General features: G+C 65.6%; 26 protein-coding genes. 8 read left to right on the forward strand and 18 right to left on the reverse strand.

Annotated features, from left to right (window positions below):
* Positions 1 to 6: 6 nt before the first annotated feature.
* Together AWJ14_RS01785 and AWJ14_RS01790 are read right to left on the reverse strand one after the other, a co-directional pair.
* On the reverse strand, positions 7 to 450 hold the full coding sequence (locus AWJ14_RS01785) for a glyoxalase superfamily protein (RefSeq protein WP_066174081.1): 444 nt from the start codon (positions 448 to 450) through the stop codon (positions 7 to 9).
* Positions 451 to 682: 232 nt separating this feature from the next.
* On the reverse strand, positions 683 to 1,750 hold the full coding sequence (locus AWJ14_RS01790; protein ID WP_171904799.1) for a helix-turn-helix transcriptional regulator: 1,068 nt from the start codon (positions 1,748 to 1,750) through the stop codon (positions 683 to 685).
* Positions 1,751 to 2,012: 262 nt separating this feature from the next.
* On the opposite strand from AWJ14_RS01790, the gene AWJ14_RS01795 reads away from it, so the two are divergent.
* Positions 2,013 to 2,255, forward strand: coding sequence for a hypothetical protein (locus AWJ14_RS01795; protein WP_066174091.1), 243 nt, complete (start codon positions 2,013 to 2,015; stop codon positions 2,253 to 2,255).
* A 123-nt stretch (positions 2,256 to 2,378) separates the two neighbouring features.
* On the opposite strand, the gene AWJ14_RS01800 is transcribed toward AWJ14_RS01795, so the two are convergent.
* On the reverse strand, positions 2,379 to 2,981 hold the full coding sequence (locus tag AWJ14_RS01800) for a GNAT family N-acetyltransferase (RefSeq protein WP_066174093.1): 603 nt from the start codon (positions 2,979 to 2,981) through the stop codon (positions 2,379 to 2,381).
* A 105-nt stretch (positions 2,982 to 3,086) separates the two neighbouring features.
* On the reverse strand, positions 3,087 to 4,220 hold the full coding sequence (odc2, locus tag AWJ14_RS01805; protein WP_066174097.1) for an ornithine/lysine decarboxylase: 1,134 nt from the start codon (positions 4,218 to 4,220) through the stop codon (positions 3,087 to 3,089).
* 546 nt (positions 4,221 to 4,766) lie between these two features.
* Between odc2 and AWJ14_RS01810 the strand changes: the two genes are divergently transcribed.
* From AWJ14_RS01810 to AWJ14_RS01820, 3 genes are all read left to right on the forward strand, one after another.
* Positions 4,767 to 5,660, forward strand: coding sequence for a LysR family transcriptional regulator (locus AWJ14_RS01810; protein WP_066174100.1), 894 nt, complete (start codon positions 4,767 to 4,769; stop codon positions 5,658 to 5,660).
* 123 nt (positions 5,661 to 5,783) lie between these two features.
* Entirely contained in the window at positions 5,784 to 6,440 is a 657-nt protein-coding gene (locus AWJ14_RS01815; protein WP_066174103.1) for a DUF1007 family protein, read from the forward strand.
* Entirely contained in the window at positions 6,437 to 7,558 is a 1,122-nt protein-coding gene (locus AWJ14_RS01820; protein ID WP_066174108.1) for a nickel/cobalt transporter, read from the forward strand. The genes AWJ14_RS01815 and AWJ14_RS01820 overlap by 4 nt, the downstream gene beginning before the upstream one ends.
* Positions 7,559 to 7,597: 39 nt before the next feature.
* On the opposite strand, the gene AWJ14_RS01825 is transcribed toward AWJ14_RS01820, so the two are convergent.
* The 3 genes from AWJ14_RS01825 to AWJ14_RS01835 all read right to left on the reverse strand — a co-directional run bounded on the left by AWJ14_RS01825 (position 7,598) and on the right by AWJ14_RS01835 (position 9,058).
* The gene (locus AWJ14_RS01825; RefSeq protein WP_066174111.1) at positions 7,598 to 7,822 is read right to left on the reverse strand and encodes a hypothetical protein; all 225 of its coding nucleotides are present in this window, start codon (positions 7,820 to 7,822) and stop codon (positions 7,598 to 7,600) included.
* Between the two features lie 85 nt (positions 7,823 to 7,907).
* Complete coding sequence (locus AWJ14_RS01830) at positions 7,908 to 8,384, reverse strand: GNAT family N-acetyltransferase (RefSeq protein WP_066174114.1); 477 nt, start codon at positions 8,382 to 8,384, stop codon at positions 7,908 to 7,910.
* Positions 8,381 to 9,058: a GNAT family N-acetyltransferase gene (locus tag AWJ14_RS01835; protein WP_066174117.1), complete on the reverse strand. Its 678-nt coding sequence runs from the start codon at positions 9,056 to 9,058 to the stop codon at positions 8,381 to 8,383. Before AWJ14_RS01835 ends, AWJ14_RS01830 begins: the two co-directional genes overlap by 4 nt.
* Positions 9,059 to 9,144: 86 nt before the next feature.
* On the opposite strand from AWJ14_RS01835, the gene AWJ14_RS01840 reads away from it, so the two are divergent.
* Entirely contained in the window at positions 9,145 to 10,323 is a 1,179-nt protein-coding gene (locus AWJ14_RS01840) for a pyridoxal phosphate-dependent aminotransferase (RefSeq protein WP_066174120.1), read from the forward strand.
* 171 nt (positions 10,324 to 10,494) lie between these two features.
* Here AWJ14_RS01840 and AWJ14_RS01845 read toward each other — a convergent pair whose 3' ends face one another.
* From AWJ14_RS01845 to AWJ14_RS01880, 8 genes are all read right to left on the reverse strand, one after another.
* Entirely contained in the window at positions 10,495 to 11,118 is a 624-nt protein-coding gene (locus AWJ14_RS01845) for a LysE family translocator (protein ID WP_066174801.1), read from the reverse strand.
* 202 nt (positions 11,119 to 11,320) lie between these two features.
* On the reverse strand, positions 11,321 to 12,937 hold the full coding sequence (locus AWJ14_RS01850; RefSeq protein ID WP_066174125.1) for a TRAP transporter large permease: 1,617 nt from the start codon (positions 12,935 to 12,937) through the stop codon (positions 11,321 to 11,323).
* 6 nt (positions 12,938 to 12,943) lie between these two features.
* Positions 12,944 to 13,624 carry a TRAP transporter small permease gene (locus AWJ14_RS01855; protein ID WP_083219951.1) on the reverse strand — a complete coding sequence of 227 codons (681 nt, stop codon included), beginning with the start codon at positions 13,622 to 13,624 and terminating at the stop codon, positions 12,944 to 12,946.
* Between the two features lie 182 nt (positions 13,625 to 13,806).
* Entirely contained in the window at positions 13,807 to 14,811 is a 1,005-nt protein-coding gene (locus AWJ14_RS01860) for a DctP family TRAP transporter solute-binding subunit (protein WP_066174132.1), read from the reverse strand.
* A gap of 287 nt (positions 14,812 to 15,098) precedes the next feature.
* The gene (locus tag AWJ14_RS01865; RefSeq protein WP_245304091.1) at positions 15,099 to 16,466 is read right to left on the reverse strand and encodes a sigma-54-dependent transcriptional regulator; all 1,368 of its coding nucleotides are present in this window, start codon (positions 16,464 to 16,466) and stop codon (positions 15,099 to 15,101) included.
* 66 nt (positions 16,467 to 16,532) lie between these two features.
* Complete coding sequence (locus AWJ14_RS01870) at positions 16,533 to 18,329, reverse strand: sensor histidine kinase (protein WP_066174138.1); 1,797 nt, start codon at positions 18,327 to 18,329, stop codon at positions 16,533 to 16,535.
* A 64-nt stretch (positions 18,330 to 18,393) separates the two neighbouring features.
* Positions 18,394 to 19,092: a tellurite resistance TerB family protein gene (locus AWJ14_RS01875; protein ID WP_066174142.1), complete on the reverse strand. Its 699-nt coding sequence runs from the start codon at positions 19,090 to 19,092 to the stop codon at positions 18,394 to 18,396.
* Between the two features lie 109 nt (positions 19,093 to 19,201).
* Positions 19,202 to 19,840: a 2-dehydro-3-deoxy-phosphogluconate aldolase gene (locus AWJ14_RS01880; protein WP_066174806.1), complete on the reverse strand. Its 639-nt coding sequence runs from the start codon at positions 19,838 to 19,840 to the stop codon at positions 19,202 to 19,204.
* Positions 19,841 to 19,985: 145 nt separating this feature from the next.
* On the opposite strand from AWJ14_RS01880, the gene trhO reads away from it, so the two are divergent.
* Genes trhO through AWJ14_RS01895 form a run of 3 tightly spaced genes read left to right on the forward strand, consistent with a single transcriptional unit; the run spans position 19,986 to position 23,203 of the window.
* A complete protein-coding gene (gene trhO / locus AWJ14_RS01885; protein WP_066174808.1) occupies positions 19,986 to 20,927 on the forward strand; it encodes an oxygen-dependent tRNA uridine(34) hydroxylase TrhO in 942 nt (313 codons plus the stop codon).
* Positions 20,924 to 22,174, forward strand: coding sequence for an NAD(P)/FAD-dependent oxidoreductase (locus tag AWJ14_RS01890; protein WP_066174145.1), 1,251 nt, complete (start codon positions 20,924 to 20,926; stop codon positions 22,172 to 22,174). The genes trhO and AWJ14_RS01890 overlap by 4 nt, the downstream gene beginning before the upstream one ends.
* Before the next feature lie 24 nt (positions 22,175 to 22,198).
* Positions 22,199 to 23,203 carry a 4-hydroxyproline epimerase gene (locus tag AWJ14_RS01895; RefSeq protein ID WP_066174148.1) on the forward strand — a complete coding sequence of 335 codons (1,005 nt, stop codon included), beginning with the start codon at positions 22,199 to 22,201 and terminating at the stop codon, positions 23,201 to 23,203.
* A 28-nt stretch (positions 23,204 to 23,231) separates the two neighbouring features.
* On the opposite strand, the gene AWJ14_RS01900 is transcribed toward AWJ14_RS01895, so the two are convergent.
* From AWJ14_RS01900 to pcaD, 3 genes are all read right to left on the reverse strand, one after another.
* Positions 23,232 to 23,936: a DUF421 domain-containing protein gene (locus AWJ14_RS01900; protein WP_066174151.1), complete on the reverse strand. Its 705-nt coding sequence runs from the start codon at positions 23,934 to 23,936 to the stop codon at positions 23,232 to 23,234.
* 80 nt (positions 23,937 to 24,016) lie between these two features.
* Entirely contained in the window at positions 24,017 to 25,378 is a 1,362-nt protein-coding gene (locus AWJ14_RS01905) for a GH1 family beta-glucosidase (RefSeq protein ID WP_066174155.1), read from the reverse strand.
* Between the two features lie 107 nt (positions 25,379 to 25,485).
* Positions 25,486 to 26,283: a 3-oxoadipate enol-lactonase gene (gene pcaD, locus AWJ14_RS01910; RefSeq protein ID WP_066174158.1), complete on the reverse strand. Its 798-nt coding sequence runs from the start codon at positions 26,281 to 26,283 to the stop codon at positions 25,486 to 25,488.
* Positions 26,284 to 26,325: the final 42 nt, after the last annotated feature.

Genomic DNA, 26,325 nt, shown 5'->3' on the forward strand with positions numbered 1-26,325 from the left:
CGCGCCTTACCAGGACAGTTCCAGCTGCGGCCGGCCGTTCGAGGTTCGCTCGCGGCTCTTGCCGTCCTCGCCGATCACGCCGTTGACGCGTTTTCGGAAGGCCGAGAAGCTGTCGAAGGTCACGACATCGACGGCTTCGTCGAGATCGAGCGCAACGCGGAAATTGCCGGGCGCCGAGGTGAGCGCCTGGATGCCCACGACGCGCGCCGTGAACGGCTGTCCGAGATAGGCCCCGGTGACGCGGGCTCCGGGCGCAAGGCTTCGCGCACCGGGACGATTGCCCAGGGCTGCGTGCAGCGTATTCCACTCATTGAAGCCGTATTGGGCGGCGATCAGTTCAAGCGCCTTCGAATGGCCGATGGTTTCGCCATTGGCGCCGAGGCGCGAGCGAAGCCGGCGCGCCTGGTCCTTCAGGGCGTCGAGGGTGGGCAGTGGCGTGGGATCACGCATGGCAGGTCTCCTGTCATGACATGCACTCTACAAAGGGGGTGTCCGCATTCCACCGTCTGGCATGTCATCGATGAGGTGACTGCTCGAAAGCTGGAGGCTTCACCATGGCTCAACGCCTGCGAACGGCCGGGGCTCCAGACCCGAAGGCGCTGAGATAGGCACGCCCCGGACCGTTGTCAATATCGGCCGCCGTCTCGCAGACATGCGGCTCCGAGACACCCTGCGGCCGCGGCTACTGCGTCGAGGGTCGTGACAGCGCCGCTTCGCGGAACTCCGTGGGGCTCACGCCGACCCGTTCGCGGAACGCCCGGTTGAACGGCGCCAACGAGGCATAGCCGAGCGAAAATGCATGCTGGATGATCTGTTCGCGCGCAAGCGCGGGGTTCGACAGCCGCCGTTTGGCCTCGTCGATCCGGTAATCGTTCACGAAGGCCGCGAAATTGCGATAGCCCAGTCCGCTGTTGATCAACCGCCGCAAACGGTGCTCGGGGATATGCAGCGCATCGGCAAGGCCGCCGATGGTCAACCCGGGCTCAAGATAGAGCCCGCCTTCCATGGCCTTGACCACACGGTCGAGCTCGAGCCGGTCGGCCGCAGACATCTCCGTGCGCGCGACCGGCGGCAGCGCACCGTTTCCGCTGCGCTGGAACAGTCCCTCCTTGAGGTTGGTGAGCCAGAAGGAGAAGCCGAGCGCCAGCAGGAAATAGACCGCCGAATACACCATCCCGAGATAGGATTCGAGATTTGCCTCCACATACAAAAAACTGGTGACGAACACGAACAGGCTGAACGGCGGGACGGAAAAGGCCAGCACCAGGCTGAAGCTGCGGCGGTCGTCGATCAGATCGCTCGACCTGTTGCGCAAGGCGGTGTGAATGATCAGGGCCAGGATCGCCACATTGAGCAGGATCAGCGCCACCATAAACCACCATTGCAGGTGCTCCGGCGCGAGCGAAGAGCCGGCGATCAGCGGCGGCGACACCGCAAACGGCCAGAAGCTCGCAGGACGCCACCTGAACTGGTCGTCGAACAGCGCCTGGATGAACCACCACATGGTGATGAAATGAAATTGCTGGAAGCCGAGCAGCACGAAATCGTCTTGCGCCCGCACCAGGATCATCGGCCGTGCATTGAGGATGATCTCGATCAGGCCGCTCAGGCCGAACAGGATACCGGTCAGGCACAGCGGTCCGAAGTCCGGCCGTTGCGCGAAACGGATGATGAGGAGCAGAAGAACGCCGAAGGTTCCGCCACGCAGCAACAGATCGACGATATCAACCAGGGTCAGTTCGAATGACATCATCAGTTCCGCATGCTGCCCCGGGCCGTTTCCATCATCGCTGAAGCCCGAGCCGGGCCTTGGGCCAAATATAGGCTGATCGATTCCGGAAATCATACATCAAAACTGAAAGTTCCGCCCCGAATTTCAAAGTCGCGCGGCGTCCGGACCGCCGATCCCCCAGATTGCGGACATCGCCGGTTCAGCCAAGCGCCATGCCCCTCAAGACCCCGCAGCAGCGAACCGCACCGTCCAATTCAAACCGCTCTGAAAGGAGACGATCATGAACAAGATTGCTTTCGCCGCAGCCCTCTCGCTGGCTTCCGTCCTGTCCTTCGCCACCACCTCCGCCTTCGCCGAAACGGTCGAGGCCCCGCAGGCAAAGCTCTGCATCAAGGCCCCGGAAAAGGCCGCCAAGGCAGGCATCGACTGCACCGCCACCTCGGTGATCGCAACCGACAAGGCCAAGGGCGCCAAGCAATACCCGTCGGGCCCGACCAATTTCGGCAGCGGTCTCGTGTTCTGAGCCTGGGGCTTCCCCTTGTCGCAGGCCCAAGAGTGACCGGACATGGCCGAACGAATGCGCCGGAGCGGCAAGCCGCTCCGGCGCATTCCGTTTGAGGGAGGCGGGATTATTGCCGGCCGGGTCTCAGGCCACGCGGGTAAGCCGGTCGACGGCGGACGCAGCCTTGCGACCTCCGGAGGATCCGGAAGCGCGCTCCGCCCGCCGTCCCCGCGCCACCAGAAGCCCATGGGCGCCGTCAAGGCTGCCGGGCCTGAACTCGAGTCCAAGCAGCCGGTCGCGCTCGACCGGCCCCGGCATCATCACGCCGCCGGTGGCTGCCGTGGAAAAGCCGAAGCGGGCATAGTAGGGCGCGTCGCCGACCAGGATGACCGCGCCGTGGCCGAGCTCCGCCGCCCGCGCCAGCGCATGGCGCATCAGTGCCGAACCGATCCCCTGCCCTGCGACCGAGGGGTCGACGGCAAGCGGGCCGAGCAGAAGTGCCGGGCAATCGCCGCAGGCCACATCCCACAGCCGTACGCTGCCGATCACCCGGCCAGCCCCGTCGCGCGCGACGAAGGCAAGGCCCGCCGACGGCAGCCGCCCGCGGCGCAGCTTTTCGGAACTCTTGCGCCGACGGCCTTCGCCCATGGCGCGGTCGAGCAGCGCTTCCCGGGCGGGCACGTCGGCGTCGGTTTCGGCATCGAGCACGAAGCCGGTTTCATTCAAGATCGACAGGGCATTGGTCATGGCTGATCCTTTGCTGCAGGCCCCGCAAGGCGAAACGGCACACGGACGTCGCTCCCCGGGCGATGCACCCGGGGAAGGACTCTGGTCGGACCGGAAAAGATCCGTTCAGATCACGTAGGATCGCAGCGGCTCGAAGCCGTTGAAGGCCACCGCCGAATAGGTGGTGGTATAGGCGCCCGTACCCTCGATCAGCACTTCGTCGCCGATGGTCAGCGAGACCGGCATCGGATAGGGCGTCTTCTCGTAGAGCACGTCGGCGGAATCGCAGGTGGGGCCGGCCAGCACGCAGGGCTCGACCGCATCGCCGTCGCGCGGGGTGACGATCGAGTAGCGGATCGCCTCGTCCATGGTTTCGGCGAGGCCGCCGAACTTGCCGATGTCGAGGAACACCCAGCGCACGTCGTCTTCATCGGACTTGCGCGAGACCAGCACCACTTCCGCCTTGATCGCGCCGGCATTGCCGACCATGCCGCGGCCCGGCTCGATGATGGTTTCCGGGATGTGGTTGCCGAAATGCTTGCGCAGCGAGGCGAAGATCGCCTGGCCATAGGCCTGGGCGGTCGGGATGTCCTTGAGATAGCGGGTCGGGAAACCGCCCCCCATGTTGACCATCTTGAGGTGGATGCCCTGCTGGGCGAGCTTGTCGAACACGCGACGCGCGTCGGCAAGCGCGGAATCCCAGGCGTCGAGCTTGGTCATCTGCGAGCCGACATGGAACGAGACCCCATGTGAGACGAGACCGAGCTGGTGCGCATAGACCAGAACGTCGACCGCCATCTGCGGCACGCATCCGAACTTGCGCGACAGCGGCCATTCGGCGCCTTCGCCATCGGTCAGCACCCGGCAGAACACGCGCGCGCCGGGGGCGGCACGGGCGATCTTCTCGACTTCCTCATGGCTGTCGACGGCGAACATCGACACGCCGAGCGCATGCGCGCGGGCGATGTCGCGTTCCTTCTTGATGGTGTTGCCGTAGGAGACGCGGTCGGCCGAGCCGCCGGCCTTCAGCGCCATTTCGATTTCGGCCACCGAGGCGCAGTCGAAGCTGGAGCCAAGGCTTGCGAGCAGGCGCAGGATTTCAGGGGCCGGATTGGCCTTGACGGCGTAATAGATCGAGCTGTCGGGCAGCGCCTTCCGGAACGACAGGAAATTGTCGCGCACCACGTCGAGGTCGACCACGAGGCAGGGACCGTCGGGACGTCGGGTGCGAAGGAAATCGAGGATTCGTGCAGTCGTCATCTTGTGCTCCGTTCCAGGCCCTTGGGGCCATGTCTAGACAGAGCATCGTACGGCCACTCACGGAACCCGGCCTTTGGAGGAACCGGACAACGGCGCGGACGCTTGATGCGTCGATGGACCACAGCCTGAATGGCAATGATCCGCTCATGTCTGCCTTGGATTGGAGGGAGATCCCGACCGCACGTCCGGCAATGAAGGTGTGCCTCTTCAGTAACCCCGGCTGTTGGAAAGCCGGCAGACACCAGAAAGGCCCGCACCGTCGTTGCTTCAAGATGTCCTCGCTCAACCGGTTGGCCGGAGAAACGACTGGAGGGGTTAGTTCCAGGTACCTTACCGAGACCTCACCATAACGAGGGTCGGCGGACACCCACAGGCACGTGCGACTTTGGGCAAGAACGCAGATAGGTGCTTCGCCTGTCGCAATCAAGCGTTTTCTCGCGCAATCCTTGAAAAATTTGGATTGCGAACGAATATCCGGATACTGTTCGGGCTATACGAACAATACCGGCCCACCCGGCCCGGCGAGACCGCAAGGATTGACCCCGCATGGATACACTGACCCGGATTCGCGCCTTCATCGACGTCGTCGAGGCCGAAGGCTTTTCCGCCGCGGCCCGCAAGGTGGGGCGTTCGAAGGCGCTGTTGTCGAAATATGTGCGCGAGCTCGAGGACGATCTCGGCGCGCTGCTGCTCAACCGCACCACGCGCCAGTTTTCGCTGACCGAAGCAGGCCACACCTACTATCGCACCGCCTCCGACATCCTCAAGGAGATCGACAACCTGTCCGATCTCGTGCGCGAGGGTTCGAAGAACCTCAAGGGCCGCGTCCGCGTTTCCGCGCCGCGCACCTTCGCCGACGCGGCCGTCGGCCAGTCGCTGATCGATTTCGCCATCGCCCATCCCGACGTCACGCTCGAAATCATTTCCGACGACCGTTTCGTGGATCTGGTCGAGGAAGGCTACGACGTCGCCATCCGAATCACCCGGCTCGAGGATTCCGGGCTGATCGCCCGCAAGCTCTCGGCCTTCTCGCTGATTGCCTGCGCCTCCCCCGGCTTTCTCGAAACCTACGGACCGATCACCCACCCCTCGCAACTGGCGAACGTGCCCTGCATCGTCGACACCAATGGCCGGACGCTCAACAACTTGCAATTCGAGGACAAGGACGGCTCCCCGTTCTCCGTCACGGTGCAGGGGCGGCTTGAGGTCAACAGCCCGCTTGCGGCCATGCGGGCGGCAGAGGCAGGCCTGGGCGTGGCGGTCCTGCCGGATTTCGTCTTTCGCGAACGCGAGCAGGAAGGCACGCTGCAACCGATCCTGGGGGACTATCTCGTGACCGACCGCGGCATTTACGCGATCTACCCGCATCGCCGCTACCTGCCGGCCAAGGTGCGCGCCTTTGTCGATTTCCTGAGCCAGTGGTTCAAGACCGCCCAGTAGGCCCGACCACAGATATCCTCATCACCGGGACGTCCGGGCCGCAAACCGGGCCCGCGTCGAAATTTCGTCCATATTTGCTGCCAAGCCACCGGCACCAAAGCCACACCAACGGATCGGCCGATCATGCTTCCTCCCCCCCTTCGCCGATTGTCCGCCGCCGCGGCGCTCGGATTTGTGCTGGCCCCCGCCTCCGCCTTCGCGCACCCGCATGTCTTCGCCGACGCGCGGCTCGAGATCGAAACCGCCGCCGATGGCAGCATCACCGAACTGCGCAATGTCTGGCGTTTCGATGAGGTGTTCTCCGCCAGCGTGGTGATGGATTTCGACGAGAATGCAGACATGCAGCTCGAACCTGGCGAACTCGCCAAGATCAGCGACATGGTCACCCAGTCGCTCGCCGAATTCGATTACTACACCAACATCACCCACAATGGCGACGATGTCGCCGTGAAGCTTCCCGAAGCCATCAAGGTGGATTTCCAGGACGGCCAGCTCCTGATGTTCTTCGCCCTGATTCCCGACAAGACGGAGCTCAAGGGCAAGATCACCGTCGGCGTGTTCGATCCAACCATGTATGCGGCGCTCGATTTCATCGAGGATTCGGACATGGCGGTCACGGGAGCCGCCTCCGATCGCTGCACGCGCAAGGTCGTCCGGCCCGATTTCGACCAGATCATCGCCGAAAACCAGGCCTCGCTGACCGAAGCCTTTTTCGAGACCACCCAGAGCAGCGACCTGTCGAAACTGCTTGCCACCCGGCTGGAGCTGACCTGCAAATGACCCCGACCACCACGCGCAGACTGCTTCTGGCAACGCTGGCGCTTGCGCTTTGTGCCGGCGCGGCACAGGCCCAGTCCTCTCTCGGCATCGGCACCGCGGAGCCGGCTTTCACCCCGACCGGTTTCGGCGCCTCGTTGCTGCACTGGATCAACCTGCAGCAGCAGGGATTTTACCGGGCGCTGACCGGCGCCCTGAAGGCGATGCGCGACGACCCCTGGCAGATGTGGGGACTGGTCTCGCTGTCCTTCCTCTACGGCGTGTTTCACGCCGCCGGACCCGGCCACGGCAAGGCGGTGATCTCGTCCTACATGATCGCCAACGAAGTGGCGCTGCGCCGTGGCGTGCTGCTCTCGTTCTTCTCCTCCATGCTTCAGGCGGTCACCGCCGTGGCGGTGGTCGGGGCGGCCTATACGCTGCTGCGCGGGCTCTCGATCTCCATGACCCAGACCACGCACATGATGGAAATCGCAAGCTATGCGCTGATCGCGGCCTTCGGGCTGTGGCTGCTCACCCGCAAGCTGCTGGCGCTGCGGCGCGCAAAGCCCCTGGCCAGCGTCGGCGCAGCCGCGGTGGCGGCACCGGCCGGCTCCCATGCGCATGATCATCACGCCCATGGCCACGATCACCATCATTGCAATCACGATCACGAACATCACCATCATCATGACCATGGTCATGTTCACCATCATGACCATCATCACGGCCACGACGCCCATGACGGCCACCATCACGCGCCGGGCGAGGTCTGCGCCAGTTGCGGCCACGCCCACATGCCCGATCCGACGATGATTTCAGGTCGCGATTTCAGCCTGCGCGAAGCCTGGAGCGCGGTGATCGCGGTCGGGCTGAGGCCCTGTTCGGGCGCGCTGATCGTGCTCACTTTCGCGATGCTGAACGGGCTCTGGCTCGCAGGCATCGCCTCCGCCTTCGCCATGGCGATCGGCACCGCGATCACGGTTTCGATCCTGGCGACGCTTGCGGTGATGGCCAAGGGCGCGGCCGTGCGGCTCGCCGGCGCCTCGCGCGGCAACCAGGTCGGCACCGCGATCGAAATCCTCGGCGCGGCCCTGGTCACCGTTCTGGGCCTGCTGCTGCTCGCCGCTGCGCTGCAATCCTGAAGCCGGGCGGCTCGGGACCCGGCTCGTCCGAAAGCGCCTTCAGTCCTGTCCGTTCCTGCGTGCGTTCTGGCGCTTGCCGCGGATCCAGAACACCGCGAAGAAGGCAAGCACGAAGAAAATGCCGACGGCATAGGACAGCCAGGGCGAAATCTCTGACAGCCCCATCATCATCGCCGGCATGTAGTAGAATACCAGACCGGTGACGCCGAGAATCACGGCGGCCGCAATCGCAGCCGACCGGTTCGAGGTTCCGCGTTCGCTCATCGCACCTGTACTCCCCTTGCCGTGGGCCTGCCGCCGTGCGGCGCCGCTTCGGCTCTTGTGTGAAGGACCGTGAAACCGGACCGCATCAGTCCGGCCTCCCGGTGGTCTGTTCGGCCGCCGGCACGGGCGCCGACATGTAGACAACGACGCGTCCGGGCTGCGGATCCTCCCGATCGACCGAAAAGCCCGCCCGCTTGTACCAGCCAAGCGCCGGATTGAGGCTGTTGGTGATCAGTCCGACCCGTGCCAATCCCAGTTCGCGCGCCCGCGCAAAGGTGGCGTCGAGCAATGCGCGCCCGCGTCCCTGCCCCGCCGCCGACGGCGCGGTCGCGATCGATTCGAGGAACAGCCGATCCGGCTGCAGCCTGAGGATCAGCACCCCATTGAGCTCCCCGCCGTCCTCGTCGAACCAGACCTCGCACTCTTCAAGAATCTGCCCGTAATCCCATTCGAGGGGGATCGCCCGGGCGCCGACCGCCGCTTCGGTTCGCGAATAGGCTGCCTGCTGGAACGCTTCCAGCCGCGCCTGCTCGTCGCGCCCGGCACGCCTCAGCGCGGTCATGGCGCAGCCTCCCGCAACGCTTCGAGGCGCGCGAGTTGCTGACCCTCGGCCGTGAAATTGGCCGGATCGAGCCAGGCTTCAAACGCGGCCTTGCGCGCCGGCCATTCGCTGTCGATCATCGAAAACCAGGCCGTGTCGCGATTGCCGCCCTTGGAGACGATGTGCTGGCGGAACACGCCTTCGAAGGTGAAGCCGAGGCGCGCCGCCGTTACCTTCGAGGGGGCGTTGTCGTTGTGGCATTTCCATTCGTAGCGGCGGTAATCGAGGTCCTCGAACACGTGCCGCGCCAGCAGGTAATGCGCCTCGGTCGCCATTGCCGTGCGCGCCATCGCCGGTCCGTGGGCCACGGAGCCGACCTCGATCACGCCATTGGCCGGATCGGCCCGCATCAGCGAGGCCATGCCCACCACGTCGCCGCTGCGACGGCTGCGGAAGATGTTGACCACGATTCCGTTGCGGGCATTGCCCTCGAGCCAGTCCGCGAGTTCCCCGGCCTGCGCATAGGGCCCGTTCGGAAAATAGCGGATCAGCTCGTTGATGCCGGCGCCGCCGAGCGCGTCCCACAGCGCTTCGGCATGCAGCTCGCGGCGGAATTCCTCGATCATCACATAGCGTCCGGTGACGGCAAACCCGCGGGGCGCCGCGCGGGGTGTCCAGGTGCTCAAGTCGCGCATCGGTTCTGGCCTGAATTGATATTCCGGCCGGGATAGGACATGAGTTGAGGCAACAAGACAACCACCCGGGAGAGGAAAAAGCGTCCATGATCAAGCCAATCGCAGCTTTCGACCGTATCGGCGAGGAAAACGCCTTCGCCGTGCTCGCCCGTGCGACCGAACTCTCCGACCAGGGCCGCGACATCATCAATCTCGGCATCGGCCAGCCGGACTTCAAGACGCCGGACCATATCGTCGAGGCCGCGATCAAGGCGCTGCGCGACGGCCATCACGGCTACACGCCCGCCAACGGGTTGCTGGCCACGCGCGAGGCGGTGTGCCGGCGGACGCTGTCGACGACCGGCGTCGAGATTTCCCCGGACGATGTGATGATCATGCCCGGCGGCAAGCCGACCATGTATGCCGCGATCCGCATGCTGGGCGAAGCCGGCGCCGACATCCTCTATCCCGATCCCGGTTTTCCGATCTACCGCTCGATGATCGAGCATGTGGGCGCGCGACCGGTCCCGGTGCCGATGCGCGAGGAGAACGGCTTTGCGTTCTCGGCCAGCGAAACGCTTTCGCTGATCACGCCCGAGACGCGACTGTTGATCCTCAATTCGCCCGCCAACCCGACCGGCGGCGTTACCCCGAAATCCGAGATCGACGCCTTGGTGGCGGGCCTTGCCGCCCATCCACATGTCGCCATCCTGTCCGACGAGATCTACGACGTCATGACCTACGACGGCGAGCGCCACACTTCGCTGCTCGGCTATCCCGAGATCCGCGACCGGCTGATCGTGCTCAACGGCTGGTCCAAGACCTGGGCCATGACCGGCTGGCGCATGGGCTGGTCGATCTGGCCCGAGAGCCTGATCGGCTCTGTCCGCAAGCTCGCGGTCAATTGCTGGTCCTGCGTCAACGCGCCCTCGCAATTTGCCGGCATCGCCGCGATCGACGGCCCGCAGGACGCGGTGGACAAGATGCTAGAAGCCTTCGACCGTCGCCGCCGGCTCGTCACCGAGCTGCTGAACGGCCTGCCGGGCGTGTCGTGCATCGTGCCCAAAGGCGCGTTCTACGCGTTTCCGAACATCTCAGCCACCGGATGGAAGGCCAAGCCGCTCGCGCGCGCGCTGCTCGAAGAGGCTGGCGTGGCGCTGATCGGCGGCCCGGATTTCGGCGTTCTGGGAGAAGGCTATGTCCGCGTTTCCTGTGCCAATTCGGACGAGAACATCGAAAAGGCGATCGAGCGGATGGGCGATTTCCTGGAAAACCGGAAGCCCTGAAAAAAATCGAGGGCGGCTTTGGGCCGCCCTCATCGTCATGCCGTTCTTGGGAGGAGTGGATTGGCATGTCGTCTGATCTTGAGAATGCGCCCAAACCGTTAACGCGTCCTTAACCTTTGATGGCGCGTTTTGACCCACACCCAGCCCCGGGGCGGCGGCAGCGCGACGCGGTCAGATCCGGGCGGTCAGCAGCTTGAGGCCCCCAAAGCCGAAGGCCAGCGCAAAGGCGCCCTCGAACCAGCGGCGCAGGCGCATATAGAGCCCGACCACCCGGGGATTGGAGAACACCTGCGCATAGGTCACGAACACCGCCATGCTCTGCAGGCCGACCGCCACCACCACCGAGGCAATCTCGGCGGGCGTCGCATCCGCCGGCACCCCGACCGCATAGAGCGCGCCGAAGAACAGGATCGCCTTCGGGTTCGTGAGGTGCATGGCCAGCCCCTTGCCGAAGGCTGCCCGGTGATCGCGCGACGACACCGACCGAAGCCTGAGCGGCGCGGACGAGAGCGCGCTGCGCGCGCTCTTCCAGCCGAGATACAGCAGATACGCGGCACCGAGATAGCGCAGCATCTCGAACACCCAGCCATGGGCGAGCATCAGTGCGCCGAGCCCCAGCGCCGCGGCGATCGACCAGGTCCAGGAACCGCAGATAATACCGGCGACAAGCGCCAGCGCCTGGGCGCGCCCCTGCGCCATCGCGGTGCCGGCAATCGCAAGCGTGGAAGGACCCGGGCTCGCGACCGCAAGCAGCGCCGCGCCCAGGATCAGCGGAAAGTTGATGTGCTCGATCATGACGGGCAGCATCGCACCCGGCCCCGCCGGTCACAAGCCGGGTAGCCATGACATTTTCTGAGGCCATGCTTCAGCGAAAATGATCGATCTGCCAGGTCTTGCCCGCCTTCCGCGCCTAAAAAAGAGGGGGCGCATGGCGCCCCCCCAGTGCTGGCTTGGGTGTGTTGTCGTGATCAGGCCACCCAATGCCTATGCCGGATGCCTATCTGTTGACGATCTCGGGTCCCATCAGGCTGTAGGGCAGCCAGGTCGACAGCACCGGCACATAGGTGATGATGATCAGGAACACGAACAGCACCGCCACGAACGGCATCGCCGCGCGCACCACCTGCACGAGGCTCATGCCGGTGATCCCGGAGGTCACGAACAGGTTGAGCCCGATCGGCGGCGTGATCATGCCGATCTCCATGTTCACCACCATGATGATACCGAGATGCACCGGATCGACGCCGAGCTCCATGGCGATCGGGAACACCACCGGCGCCACGATCAGGAGCAGTCCCGACGGCTCCATGAACTGGCCGCCGATCAGCAGCAGCACGTTGACCGCGATCAGGAAGGTGAACCAGGTGAAGCCGTAGCCCAGCATCAGGTCGGTGATCGCATCCGGGATCCGCTCGGATGTCAGCACATGGGCGAACAGCATCGCGTTGACGATGATGAACATCAGCATGATGGTCGTCTTCGAGGCGTCGATCATCACCTTGCGGGTGTCCTCGTTGAAGAAGGCCCGGCCGGAATTGCGCATCATGAGACCGAGATTGCGGCCCCAGATCGGCAGCCCCGCAACCAGCGCGGCCGGCACGCCAGCGAGCCCGCGCTCGCCGCGGCTCGAGACATAGGCCACCAGGATCAGAAGCGAGATGATGAGCCCGACGGTGGCCCTGCCGCCGAAGGTCACCGTCTCCGCCCCGCTGGTGGCGAAGAAGGACAGGATCATCCAGACGAAGAAGAAGGCGATCGCATAGACGACGCCCGAGAACCCGGCGCGGCTGGCGCGGCTGTCCTCGGCTGTCGTCCAGGTGATGCCGGCCATCGGCCCCATGTCGCGATAGATGAAGATGGCGATGAAGAAGGAATAGACGGCAGCGACCGCGGCGGCTTCCGTCGGCGTGAACACGCCGCCATAGATGCCGCCGATGATGATGACGATCAGGAACAGGCCCCAGCCCGCATCCTTGCCGGCGGAGACGATTTCGCCGAAGCCACGCCAGGGCTCGGAAGGAAGGCCCTTCCAGCGCGCCACCAGATAGATCGCGAACATCAGCATCAGCCCCGCGAGGAGGCCGGGAATGACCCCCGCCAGGAACATCCGGCCCACCGACACATCGGTCGCCGCCGCATAGACCACCATGACGATCGAGGGCGGGATGAGAATGCCGAGCGTTCCCGCATTGGCGATGATGCCGGCGGCGAATTCCCTGGAATAGCCGACCTGGCGCATGCCGGCGATGGCGATGGTGCCGATCGCGACCACGGTCGCCGGAGACGATCCGGACAAGGCCGCAAACAGCATGCAGGCGAGCACGCTCGCCATCGCCAGCCCGCCGCGGAAATGGCCGACCGCCGCAATCGCGAAGCGGATGATGCGCTTGGCGACGCCGCCGGTGGACATGAAGGCCGAGGCAAGCACGAAGAAGGGAATGGCAAGCAGGGTGTAGTTCTGCGAGGCCGTGAACAGCTGGATCGCCACCGACGACATCGAATCGTTGGAGAAGAAGGCGATCAGGATGATCGACGACAGCCCCAGCGACACCGCCACCGGCACGCCCGCGAACAAAAGGCCCAGAACCAGCACGAACAGGATTGCGGTTTCCATGGCGGATCAATCCTTCAGCACGTTGCGGTTTTCGGCAACGAGGTCTTCCGCCTCATGTCCGGCAATGATCAGTTCGCGCTCGCCGCGCCAGATCGCCACCGCCGCCTGCAGCGCGCGAAAGCCGAACAGGCCGAGCCCGATGGGCAGGATCAGATAGGCGATCCAGCGCTGCACCCGCTCCCTCAGGCCGAACGCGTCCTGCATCCAGCCGGGATAGCGCAGGTCGTCGAGGCCGATGCCGATCTGGTACATCTTCGACCAGTAGACCATGGCGCCGCCGCGCGTATCCGCGCCGAAAATCCCGAGCCAGGCGGATTCGATCAGGATCACGGCATAGAGCAGCGCGCAGAGCGCGCCGAAGATTGCAAAGGCGCGGAACACCGGCCGGGGCAGCATCCGCACCACCGCGTCCACGCCCAGATGCATGCCCTGCTTGAGGCCGTAGCTCATGCCGAACAGGATCATCCAGGCAAACAGGAGCCGCGTCAGTTCGAGCGCGCCGGTCCAGCCGCTGTTGAAGCCGTAGCGGGCGATCACCTGGAAGAAGGACACCGCGGTGATCAGCGCCAGCAGGACGGCGAGCACGTTTTCCTCAAATCGCGTGACCGCATCCGGATTGCGGCGCTCCGCGATCCAGAACACCACGATCACCACCCCGGTGAAGAGATAAGGCAGATAGGCTGTCATGCGTTCCCCCGTATGACCGATGCTGCGCGAGCCGGCGTGCCAGAGACCCTCGATCCGTGCGGACACGCCGCGTCGTCAGCCCGCGCACCGCCATCGGGCACACGGCTTCGCGCGAGCGCCTCCCGCACGGCAGGCACTCAGGCCCGGACCAGGATCCGGGCCCGCATTGCTTCGCTATTGGTTCAGTTCGATCCGTTCGAGGCCACGGCGGCTTCGATCAGGTCGGCGCCGATGTCGCCTTCGAACTTGCTCCACACCGGCTTCATGGTGTCGACCCAGGCCTGGCGCTGCTCTGGCGACAGCTCGCGGATGGTTCCGCCCGCGTCGAGGATGTTCTGGCGGTTCTTGTCCTCGGTCGCGGCCACTGCGGCGTTGGCTTCAATCGTCACCTCGTCCACGATCTTGACGAACTGGTCACGCATCTCCGGCTCGAGGCTGTTGAGCCATTCCGTGGAGGTCACCAGCAGATAGGCAAGCAGCTGGTGGTTGGTTTCGGTGATGCCGTCCTGCACCTCGAAGAACTTCTGGGTGTAGATGTTCGACCAGGAGTTTTCCTGGCCGTCGACCACGCCCGTCTGCAGTGCGCCATAGACTTCCTTGAAGGCGAGCTTCTGGGCCGAACCGCCCATGGCTTCGATCATGGCTTCGGCCACGTCGGAGGTCTGGATGCGGAACTTGAGCCCGTTGGCGTCAGTGGGCAGCAGCAGCGGCTTGTTGGCCGAGAACTGCTTGAGGCCCGACGACCAGTAGCCGAGCCCGGTGTAGCCCACGTCTTCCATCACGGTGAGCAGGCCCTTGCCGGAATCCGACTGAATGAAGGTATCGACCGCCTTCAGGCTCGAGAACAGGAACGGAAGGTCGAACAGGCGATATTTGAGCGTGTAGGCCTCGAACTTCGACAGCGAGGGCGCGGCAAGCTGGACGTCGCCGAGCAGCAGCGCCTCGAGAACCTTGTCGTCGTCGAACAGGGTCGAGTTCGGGAAGACCTCCATGCAGGCCTTGCCGTTCATCTCTTCGTTGACGCGTTCGGCCAGACGCGTGGCGGCATCGCCCTTCGGATGACCGGTCGCGGCCACGACGTGGCTGAACTTGATGACCATCTCGCCGTCATCGCAATTGGCCGAGGCGGCATTGGCGGTCAGCAGGAGTGCGGCAGCCGAAACGGCGCCGAGAAGCAGGTTTTTCATTGGATGTCCTCCACTGCGGGCAGTTGCCCTGAACGGGTTGGCGAAGCGCGGCGCGGAGACATGTCCGGATGGCCAGGTCGCAACCCGGCGTCCTCCCGGCGATGTCCTCCCGTCCATCGCATTCAAGATTCCACCCTTGCAAGCACCGTGCCACTTCGCGCCAGATGGCAAAGCGTCGCAGTCCCCGCCCATTTGCGATGCCAGGACCCGGCTTCGGTCCAAGTTGCGGCCCCGGATTGCGGGAAGGTGGGCAACAGCCGACACATGCGAATTCGGCCATGGGCGGCTTACGACCCATCCGCGGCGTCATCGGCGGAGATGTTGAGCCGCCGCATCTTTTCGTACAGGCCCTTGCGGGAGATGCCGAGATTTTCATAGGTCGGCTTCAGCGCGCCGCCATTGCGGCTGATCTCGGCCAGGATCACAGCGCGTTCGAAGGCGTCGATCCGTTCGGAAAGACTGCCCTCCAAGGTTTCCACCGGCGCCCCCGGCGCGGCGCCGAAGCCCGACCACATGCCGAGCACGAAACGGTCGGCGACATTGCGCAATTCGCGCACATTGCCCGGCCAGGCATGCGCCATCAGCCCGGCCTCGATCTGCGGCGTGATCTCCGGGATCTCCCGCCGGTAGCGGGCGCGGGCCTCCCGCGCCATGTGAAAGAACAGCAGCGGAATGTCATCCTTGCGTGCCTTCAGCGGCGGGATGCCGAGCGTGATCACGTTGAGACGGTAATAGAGATCGGTCCGGAACGCCGGGTTGTTGCTCAGGTCGGCCTTGGTGGCGGCGACGAAGCGCACATCGAGCGGAACCTGCCGGTTCGACCCCAGCCGCTCGATCACCCGGCCTTCGATCGCGCGCAACAGCTTGGCCTGCAGGTCGAGCGGCATCGATTCGATCTCGTCGAGAAACACCGTGCCGCCATTGGCGTGCTCGAGCTTGCCGATCCTGAGTTTCTGCGCTCCGGTGAAGGCGCCTGCCTCGTGGCCGAACAGTTCGGATTCGAAAATGTCCGCCGGCAGCGCCGCGCAGTTGATCGCCACGAAATTGCCCTTGCGCCGCGGCCCGAAATCATGGAGCGCGCGGGCGACGACTTCCTTTCCGGTGCCGGTCTCGCCGGTGATCAGCACATCCGCGTCGGTCTCGGCCACCGCCGAGATCTGTGCGCGCAGATGCTGGATCGCGGGGTTGCGCCCGACCAGCCGGGCTGACAGGTCGTCGCTGCCGTCGAGCGCGTTGCGCAAGGTGCGGTTTTCGAGAACCAGCCGCCGCTTTTCCAGGGCGCGCTCGACCACCGAGAACAGCCGGTTGGCGGGAAACGGCTTCTCGATGAAGTCATAGGCGCCCGCGCGCATCGCTTCGACCGCCATCTGCACGTCGCCATGGCCGGTGATCAGCACCACCGGCAGCGTCGGATCGATCGCCAGCACCTGCCGCATCAGCGCAAGCCCGTCGGTACCGGGCATGCGTATGTCCGACACGATCACGCCGTAGAGGCTGCGCAGCGGCAGGTCGCCGATATCCGCCGCATCGGCATGGGGAACGACGGCCAGGCCTTCAAGCTCCAGCGATTGCTTGAGCGCATGACGAAGGTCGGCGTCGTCATCGATCAGATGAATGACGCGGTCATGGTCCCTGAGGGCGGACGTGTCTTCCAAGGCCAAGCCCCTTCCCGGCATGCGAGTGGACCTTCTGAAACCATGCCGGCCGCGACTTGTCCAGCTTCAGCGGGCCTGATCGCCCCCTGCGGGCGCCATTGGTGGCGTGGAGACCGGGTCCACCGCTGCTGCTGCAGCGAGATCGATGGTGAAGCAGGCGCCGCCCTCCGGGCGGTTGCCGGCCGTAATCGCGCCGCCGAAATCGCGGATGATGTTGTCGGCGATCGACAGGCCGATGCCGATGCCTTCGCCCACTCCCTTGGTGGTGAAGAACGGATCGAACACCTGCGACACCTGATCGGGCGTGATCCCCGGCCCGTTGTCCGCCACCGTGACGAGCACCCGGTCGCCCGCGCGCCGGGCTTCGATCTCGATGCGCCCGCCAGGCCGGCCCGACAGGGCATCGATGGCATTGTTGACGAGATTGACGAAGACCTGGCCCAGCCGGATGCGCCCCCCCATGACATGAAGGCCGGCAACCTCCGGTGCGACGGCGATCTCCTCGATCCCGGCCGCGCGGGCGCGCGGGCGCGCCAGGAGCAGGGCCTCATCGATGATGGTGCCGAGCGGCACCGGGCCGATGGTGGCGCCCGGCTTGCGCGAGAACGACAGCAGCGTCCGCGACAGTTCCGCCATGCGTTCTACCAGCCCGTTGATGCGCGTCAGATTGCCGGCCACCTCGGAGGTCAGGCCGCGGTCGAGAAAGCGCAGGGCATTGTCGGCATAGGAGCGGATCGCCGCCAGCGGCTGGTTGTATTCGTGGCTGAGCGCCGTCGACATCTGGCCGAGGGCTGCGAGCTTGGCCGTCTGCACCAGTTCGTTCTGCGTCTTGCGCAGACGTTCCTCGGCAGCACGGCGGACGTCGACCTCATGGCTCAGCGACCGGTTGGTCACCGACAGGGCGCGGGTCCGGTCGCGCACCACCCGTTCGAGCCTGAGCGCCGTCGCCCTGTCGGCACGCGCGCGAATGATAACCACCTCGTTGCGCCGGAGCGCCACCAGCGCCACCAGCCCCGCAAGAAGACAGGCGAGCGTGGCGATCGCCGCGGCATTGAAGCGGGCGGCGGAGACAGGGGCCGGGTCGGCCAGCACATGCAGGTCCCATTCGAGCAGCGGCAAGCGGCGCACCAGATCGAGCCGCTCCTCGAAGCCGCCATCAATCAGGTAGCGATCGATCCGGCCGGTCTGCCGCAAGTCCGAAAGCGGACGCTGGCGCCAGGCCGGATCATTGGCGAGGAACACGGTGCCCGACTTGTCGGTGACGAAGATGCGCCGCGCCGACAGCGCCCAGGCAGCCTCCACGCGGTAGAAATCCACATAGACGACGACGGCGCCGACGAACCGGCCGTCGCGGCGAACCCCGGAGGAGAAGGCATAGGTCCGTTGCCCTTCGCCATAGGACAGGGCCGCACGGCCGAGCCGGCCCTGCCGCGCGACCTCGATCAGGGCGGGCACATCCTCGGCACTGGCCACACCGGACCCGCGCGCATTGGCCAGCAGCTCACCGTTGGCAAAGAAAAAGGCCACGTCCATGGCAGCCGACATCGCCGCGATCTCCACGGCGGTGCGGCGGGCGTCGAGCGCCTGCGCATTGCCGTCGGCATCGCGGATGAACAAGGCCCGGATTGAGGATTGCCTCGACAGAAGCGGCGGCAGCAGCCGGTATTTGTCGAGCACGCCCGACAGCACCTCTGTCTGCACCGAAAGCGTTTCCCCAGCCTTCTGCATCACGTCCGACAGCGCCTGATGCTGGGCCGAGCGCACCGACCAGGCGACCACCACGGCCGAGATCAGCGCCCAGACCACGAACAGGCCGGTGCGGACAAGGCGGAACTGTTTCTCGATGGCGACGCGCGAACCCATCGCCGGACTTTAACGGCTTTTGGGAGCCGGGCAAGCAGCCCCGGCCCCCGGCATGCCGCGCCGGTCAGACCTTGGCGGCGGCGACGGTGGCCTCGATGTGATCGACCAGCGCATCGGCGAGCCCGAGCCGGCCGGCAAGCAGGTCGAGGAAGCCGCGCTCGGCACGGGTGTCCGGATCGATCGTCAGCCGCGCGGCGGTGAACATTTCCACCTTCTGCGCCTCGCTCGAAGCGGAGGCGACGATCGCGTCCATGTCGACGGGCTTGGCAAGTTCGTCGGCGAGAAAGTCGACGGCATCCTGTCCCAGGCCGGACAGTGCGAGCTTGTCCTGGATCCGGGCCCGTTCCGCTTCATCGACATGGCCGTCGGCGCGGGCGGCAGCAATCATCACCCTGACGAGCGACAGCGCGAAATCGGCGCTGCCCGCCTGGCCTTCGGGCGAAAACGGTGTTCCCTGCGGCGGCGGCAGAAGCTCCGGCTCGCCCGGCGCCTCCGCGGCCGCGGGGTCCTTGCCCGTCTGATAGTTCTTCCAGGCCTGATAGCCGAGACCCGCGATCGCGGCCATGCCGCCGAGCTTGAGCGCCGAGCCGGTGACGGCGCGGCCGGTACCGGTGCCCAGGAGCACCGCCAGGATCGCGCCGGTGGCGAGCGGATTGTCCTTGGCCATCTGCGTGGCCTGGGCCGCCTTGTCACGCACAGTGCCTTGCGTGCCGGGAACGTTGGAACCTAGAAACTGGTCGAGCAGGGCTTTGGGGTCAAACATGAGATCCGGTCCTTGTCTTTGGCGCGGGCACGGGAGATCGCCACCGCTTCCTGCCTCAGATAGGCATGCGGGACCGCGCTTTCAAACCGGATGTGACTGGTGCCCGACGTCAGGCCGACAGCCGCGAGGCCTCGGTGGCGAGCCGGGTGATGCCGTCCCAGTCGCCGGCTTCGACCAGCGCCGAAGGGGCGACCCAGGAACCGCCGACGCAGATGACATTGGGCAGCGCCAGATAGTCGCGGGCATTGTCCGGCGTGATTCCGCCGGTGGGGCAGAACATCGCGCCCGCGAGCGGCGAGGAGAGCGACTTGAGATAGGCGGATCCGCCCGCCTGTTCGGCCGGGAAGAACTTCATCACCTCGTAGCCCTCTTCCCGCAGCGCCATCACCTCGCTTGCGGTGGCAGCACCCGGCAACAGCGGCACCGTCGACTTGCGCGCCACGTCGAGAAGCTCCTGGGTCGTGCCGGGCGAGACGATAAACTGCGAGCCGGCATCGACGGCCTGGTGATATTGCTCGGCATTGAGGACCGTGCCGGCGCCCGGCACCGCGCCCTCGACCTCATCGGCCACGGCGCGGATCGCCTCCAGCGCCACAGGCGTGCGCAGGGTGATTTCGATCGCCTTGAGGCCGCCTGCCACCAGCGCACGGGCGAGCGGCACAGCATGGGCCAGATCCTTGATGACGAGCACGGGGACGACGGGCTGCAGTTTCAGGATTGAAATCAGGGCTCGGGTCTTGTCACCCATGTTGCAGGTCCTTTCGCGTCGTCTATCGGAGCGCTCCGAATAGCCTTTCGCGTCAAGCTTGTCCATCTTGACCGGGCTTTCCGCGCGGCCGGGACGCTGTGGCCAATTGCCTGAAACGCGCCAACGCGCTATTGCCGAAGCCATGATGACACCCACCAGCACTCTCCCGACCAACCAGCCGGTCGTTGTCGCCGCGCTCTATCATTTCGCCCGGCTTGCGGATCACGCCGCCTTGCGCGCGCCGCTCGCGGAGCTGTGCGAAAGTTCCGACGTGAAGGGCACGCTGCTTCTCGCCCGCGAAGGCGTCAACGGCACCATCGCCGGCACGCGCGCAGGGATCGACGCGGTGCTCGCGCATCTGCGCGCGATCCCCGGTCTCGAAGCGCTCGAACACAAGGAAAGCTCCGCCCACACGATGCCGTTCCGGCGCATGAAGGTGCGCCTGAAGAAGGAGATCGTCACCATGGGCGTGCCCGACATCGATCCGCTCGAGGGCGTGGGCGCCTATGTCGATCCGGCCGACTGGAACAGGCTGATCTCGGACCCGGACACGATCATCATCGACACCCGCAACGACTACGAGGTCGGCATCGGCACCTTCAGGGGCGCGATCAACCCCAAGACCGACACGTTCCGCGAGTTTCCCGAATGGGTCGACCAGGCTGGCCTTGACGACAAGAGCAAACCGATCGCGATGTTCTGCACCGGTGGCATCCGCTGCGAGAAGGCGACCGCCTTCATGCGCGCCAAGGGCTACGAGAATGTCTATCACCTGAAGGGCGGCATTCTCAAATATCTCGAAGAGGTGCCGGAGACCGAAAGCCTGTGGGAAGGCTCGTGCTTCGTCTTCGACGAACGCGTCGCCGTCACCCACGGCCTGCGCGAAGGCGACGAGATCCTCTGCCGCGCCTGCCGCAATCCGGTGACGCCGGAGGAACAGGCCTCGGAACTGTTCGAGGAAGGCGTGTCCTGCCCGCATTGCTTCCATGAACGCAGCGACGAGGACCGCGAACGCTACCGCATGCGCCACCGCCAGATGCTGGCCGAACGCGCCCGCGCCGGCGCAGAAACGACGGAAGACGCATGAGCGCGGGCGCCGAGCGAATCCTCGTCATCGGCGCCGGCATCGTCGGCATCGCCACGGCGGCGCAGCTCGCCGAGCGCGGCCATGACGTCACCGTCCTCGACCGCACCGGCATTGCCGAGGAAACCAGCAAGGGCAACGCAGCCGCCCTCGCCTTCTCCGACATCATGCCGCTCGCCTCGCCCAAGATCCTGCTTCGGGCGCCGAAATGGCTTATTGACCCGCTTGGCCCGCTGTCGATCCACCCCTCTTATCTGCCCCGTCTCGCGCCCTGGCTGTGGCAGTTCTGGAAGGCCAGCCAGCCGGGCCGGCTCGAAGCCTCCATCCGCACCCAGACCGCGCTGATGCGGCTTGCCGAAAGCGAGATGATGGCGCTGGTCGACCGCGCCGGGATTTCATCGATGGTGCGCCACGACGGCTCGCTCGAACTCTACGAGAGTGAAGCGGAATTCAGGGCCACGACAAAGGGCTGGGACGCGCGTGCAAAGGCCGGCATCGGGTTCGAGCATGTCCGCGGCGCACGGCTCGCGGAGCTGCAGCCCGGCCTTGCACCGCGCTTCGTCGCCGGCACCTTCGTGCCGGGCTGGAAGACGGTCAGCGAACCGCAGCAGTTTGCAAAAGCGATCTGGCGCCATGCCGAAGCCAGCGGCGCGAAATTCGAACAGGCCGAGGTCGCGCGCCTTGTGCGCAGCGAGAACGGTCCCGCCGCGCGGCTTGCCGACGGCACCACCCGCCAGGCCGACCGCATCGTCGTCTGCGCCGGCGCCTGGTCCACCCGCCTTCTCGCCCCCGTCACCAAGCTCACCATCCCGCTCGAAACCGAGCGCGGCTACAACACCACGCTGCCCGCCGGCGCCTTCGACGTGAAGCGTCAGCTGATCTTCGGCAATCACGGCTTCGTCGTCACGCCGCTCGACACCGGCCTGCGCGTCGGCGGCGCCGTCGAACTGGGCGGTCTCGACCTGCCGCCGAACTATGCGCGCTCGAAAGCCATGCTCGACAAGGCGGCGGCCTTCCTGCCGGGGCTGACGACGCAGGGCGGCACCGAATGGATGGGCTTCCGCCCGTCGCTGCCCGACACGCTGCCGGTGATCGGCGCGCTGCCCGAGGACCGCGCCATCCTGCTCGCCTTCGGCAACGGCCATCTGGGCCTCACCCAGTCCGCGGCCATGGGCCGGCTGGTGGCGGATCTGGTGTCCGGCAGCAAGCCCGCCATTGACATTGCCGCCTGCCGGCCCGACCGTTTCTGATCACACCGCACGAAAGAGCAAGCCATGGCGCGTACCCGTTTCTTCTGCATCGACGGTCACACCTGCGGCAATCCGGTCCGTGTCGTCACCGGCGGCGCGCCCCGGCTCGAGGGCGGGACCATGCTCGAGCGCCGCGCCCATTTCCTCAGAGACTACGACTGGATCCGCACCGGGCTGATGTTCGAGCCGCGCGGCCACGACATGATGTCGGGCGCGATCCTCTATCCGCCGACCCGCGAGGATTGCGACATCGCCTTCCTGTTCATCGAGACCTCGGGCTGCCTGCCGATGTGCGGCCATGGCACCATCGGCACTGTCACCATGGCGATCGAGAACGGGCTGGTGAGCCCGCGCGAACCCGGGACGCTCGCCATTGACACCCCGGCCGGCCGCATCGTCGCCCGCTACCGGCAGGAAGGGCGCAAGGTCAAGGAAGTGCGGCTCACCAATGTGCCAGCCTTCCTGCATTCGACCGGCATCCGCACGTTCTGCGAGGGCTTGGGCGAGATCACCGTCGATGTCGCCTATGGCGGCAATTTCTACGCCATCGTCGATGCGCAGGAGAACTTTGCCGACATGGCGGCGTTCTCGGCGGCCGACCTGGTACGCATGAGCCCCGCTTTGCGCGAGCGGTTGAACGCCGAGCATGACTTCGTCCACCCCGAAAAACCCGACATCCGCGGCCTGAGCCATATTCTCTGGACCGGCGCTCCGACGGTGGACGGGGCACATTCCCGCAATGCGGTGTTTTACGGCGACAAGGCGATCGACCGCTCGCCCTGCGGCACCGGCACCTCGGCGCGGATGGCGCAGTGGGCGGCCAAGGGCAAGCTCGCGCCGGGCGACGATTTCGTGCACGAAAGCATCATCGGCTCACTGTTTCACGGCCGGGTCGAAGCGGCGGCAGAGGTGGCGGGCAAGCCCGCGATCATTCCCTCGATTGCCGGCTGGGCGGTCGAAACCGGGCTCAACACCATCACCATCGACGACGAGGAAGACCCCTTCGCCCACGGTTTCGTGGTGCGCTGACCCGACCACCGCTCTGTCATTCGCCACCTCAGGCGAGCGCCGGATCCGGCAGTTTGGCCTCGACCCACTCTTCCGCGCCGCAATGCCGGCAGGCGATCTCTTGCGCCTGCTGCAGCGTCCCGCAGGCAAAGCAGCAATAGGTCGTGTCCGCCGCGGAAGCCGGATCGCGCTGCGGCAAGGGACAGATCTCGTGCGGCGGCACGATCGGCAGGCCAGCCAGGGGCTGCTTCGCCCGAAACACGCTCAGATCACCATTGGCCTCAAGAAAGGCGTGCTCGACTTCTCCCAGATTGCTGATGCCTTCAAGCCGCAGCAGCGCCAGCACCTCGGCCTTGCCCATGCCACGGCTCGAGGTCTGGTCGGGATTGAGCCGCCCCTGGCGCACGATCCAGGTGGGCATGCCGTCGATCGTCCGTTGCGCCCTGTCGGACCTGAGGATCAGATAATCGAGCCCCTTGTTGATCAGCACCACGATGGTGATCACCAGCATGGCATGGAGGAGCGGCACGTCCGGGTAGAACAGCGAATCCCCCACCGCCGAGCCGAGCGCGATCACCAGCAGGAATTCGACCATCGACAGCTGCGAGATGCTGCGCCCGCCGATCCACCGGATCAGCCCGAAGGTGTAGACATAGATCACGACCGTGCGGAACAGGATCTCCCACAGGAACGCCGGCGGCGGATCGCCGATGAGCATGCGTGCCCAGTCGAAGGGGACGACGACTTGATCCATGGGCGAAGGCTCCGTGCGGTTGACCGCACTCAAACGTATGGTCGCGAGCCTTGTTCCACCTCGACCGGACGAATTCGACCTCAGGCCTTGCCGTGGGCGGCGATCAGGTGCCGGTACCACTCGCCCGATTGCTTGACGGTGCGGGTTTGCGTCTCGTAGTCGACATGGACCAGGCCGAAGCGCATCGAATAGCCCTCGGCCCACTCGAAATTGTCCATCAGGCTCCAGGCGAAATAGCCCTTGAGCGGATAGTCCTCGGCGACGAGATCGGCTGCCACCGACAGGTGGCGGGCGATGTAGTCGAGCCGCATCGTGTCGCTGACCGCGCCGTTCTCGATGCCGGTGTTGTCGCACGCGCCGTTCTCGGTGATGTAGAACGGCGGCAGCTCGTAGCGGCCATAGAGATCCTTGACCACATGCGAGAGGCCGGCAGGCTCGATCTCCCAGCCGATATCGGTCTTTTCCGGCCGAACAGCCGGCGCGTCGGCGGTGTGCGGGAACGCCGCGTCCGGATTGTCGCTCACGCGGGTCGGCGTGTAGTAGTTGAGGCCCCAGAAATCGAGCGGCTGGTTGATGGTTTCGAGATCGCCGTCGCGGATATGGCCGGCGAGGTCTGGGCAGCCTTCGAGCAGCGAAGCCGGATAGGCGCCCTGGAACAGCGGCCCGAAGAACACGCCATTGTTGAAATCGCTGGCGCGCTCGGCCGCCTTCCGGTCGGCGTCGCTGTCGGACGCGGCCATGACGCTCATCGCGTTCAGCACGATGCCGGTCGGAAGGGTCGGCCGCTCCGCGCGGATCGCCTGCACGCCGAGGCCATGGGCGAGATTGGTGACATGCGCCGCCGCCATCGCCGCCTCCATCGCGCGTTCGCCGGGCGCGTGCACGCCCGTGAGATGACCGAGATAGACCGAGCACCAGGGTTCGTTGAAGGTGACGATGGTGTCGAGCCGGTCGCCGAGCCGCTTGGTGACGATGCCGGCATAGCGGGCAAAGGCCGAGGCCGTGTCGCGGTCGGTCCAGCCGCCACGGCCCATCAGCGCCAGCGGCAGGTCCCAATGGTAGAGCGTGGCGAAAGCCTTGATGCCGCGGGCTTTCAGTCCGTCCAGAAGCCGGTCGTAGAAGTCGAGCCCCGTCTCGTTGATCCAGCCGGTGCCGTCCGGCAGGATCCGGGGCCAGGCGATCGAGAACCGGTAGGCCTCCGCGCCGAGCCCAGCCATCAGGTCGAGATCGGCATCGAGCCTGTTGTAATGATCGCAGGCGACATCGCCGGTGTCACCGCCCTTGACCCGGCCGGGCATGTGCGAAAACGCGTCCCAGATCGACGGCTTGCGCCCGTCGGCGGTCGCCGCCCCCTCGATCTGGTAGGAGGCGGTGGCCACCCCGAACAGGAAATCCTGCGGAAAGCGGCGAGCGAGCTTCTGCGGTGACGTGTCGAATGTCATGTTCGGTCCCATTCTGGTTTATGTGGCAGGCCGCCCCGGCGGGATGGACGTCCGCGGTTTGACAGCGATCCCCGGGCTCAACTGTGCGCAGCGGCTGCCATCCAGGGTCACGCGGAGGGCAGCCGGTCGATGAATGCCTTGATGATCTCTGTCAGTTCAACTGGTTTTTCGATGCAGGGCAGGTGCGCGGCGCCCGGGATCTCCTGATACATCGCGCCCGGGATCAGCCGCGCCAGTTCGCCGACGAGCTGCGGCGGCGTCGAGCCGTCCTCGGTGCCGACCACGCAGATCGCCGGGACAGCAAGTTCCGCGCTCGTTCGCGTCAGATCGGTATCCCGGATCGCCGCGCAGGTTCCGACATAACCCTGCACAGGGGTGCGTTCCAGCATCAGACGGTAGCCGGTGAAATCGGCATTGTCGGCGCTACGATAGGACTTGGTGAACCAGCGCTCGAGGATCGCATCGGAAATTCCGGCGATGCCCTGCTCGGTGATAGCGGCGATGCGCGCGTCCCACATGTCCTGCGTGCCGATCTTGTGGCCGGTGTCGCACAGGATCAGCGCGCGCACCAGATCCGGCCGCTTGGCGGCCAGCCCCTGGGCGATCATGCCGCCGACCGACAGGCCGCAGACGATGGCATTCTTCGCGTCGAAATGGTCGAGCAGCGCCGCGAGATCGTCGATGTGATCGTCCATGGTGATCTCGCCAGGCCCCGCCTCCGACAGGCCGTGGCCGCGCTTGTCATAGGCGATGATGGCGAAATCGCCGACCAGCCGCACGATCACGTCGCGCCAGATGCGATAATCCGTACCCAGCGAATTGGCGAACACGATGGTGGGCCGATCCGGAGCCGCACCGATGACCTGATGATGAATGACGACACCGTTCAGGCGGGCAAACTGCATATCGGGCTTCCTTCAGGGGCGTTTTCAAGTTGCGCAGGTGAT

The organism is Parahoeflea olei (assembly GCF_001703635.1).
GTDB lineage: Bacteria > Pseudomonadota > Alphaproteobacteria > Rhizobiales > Rhizobiaceae > Hoeflea > Hoeflea olei.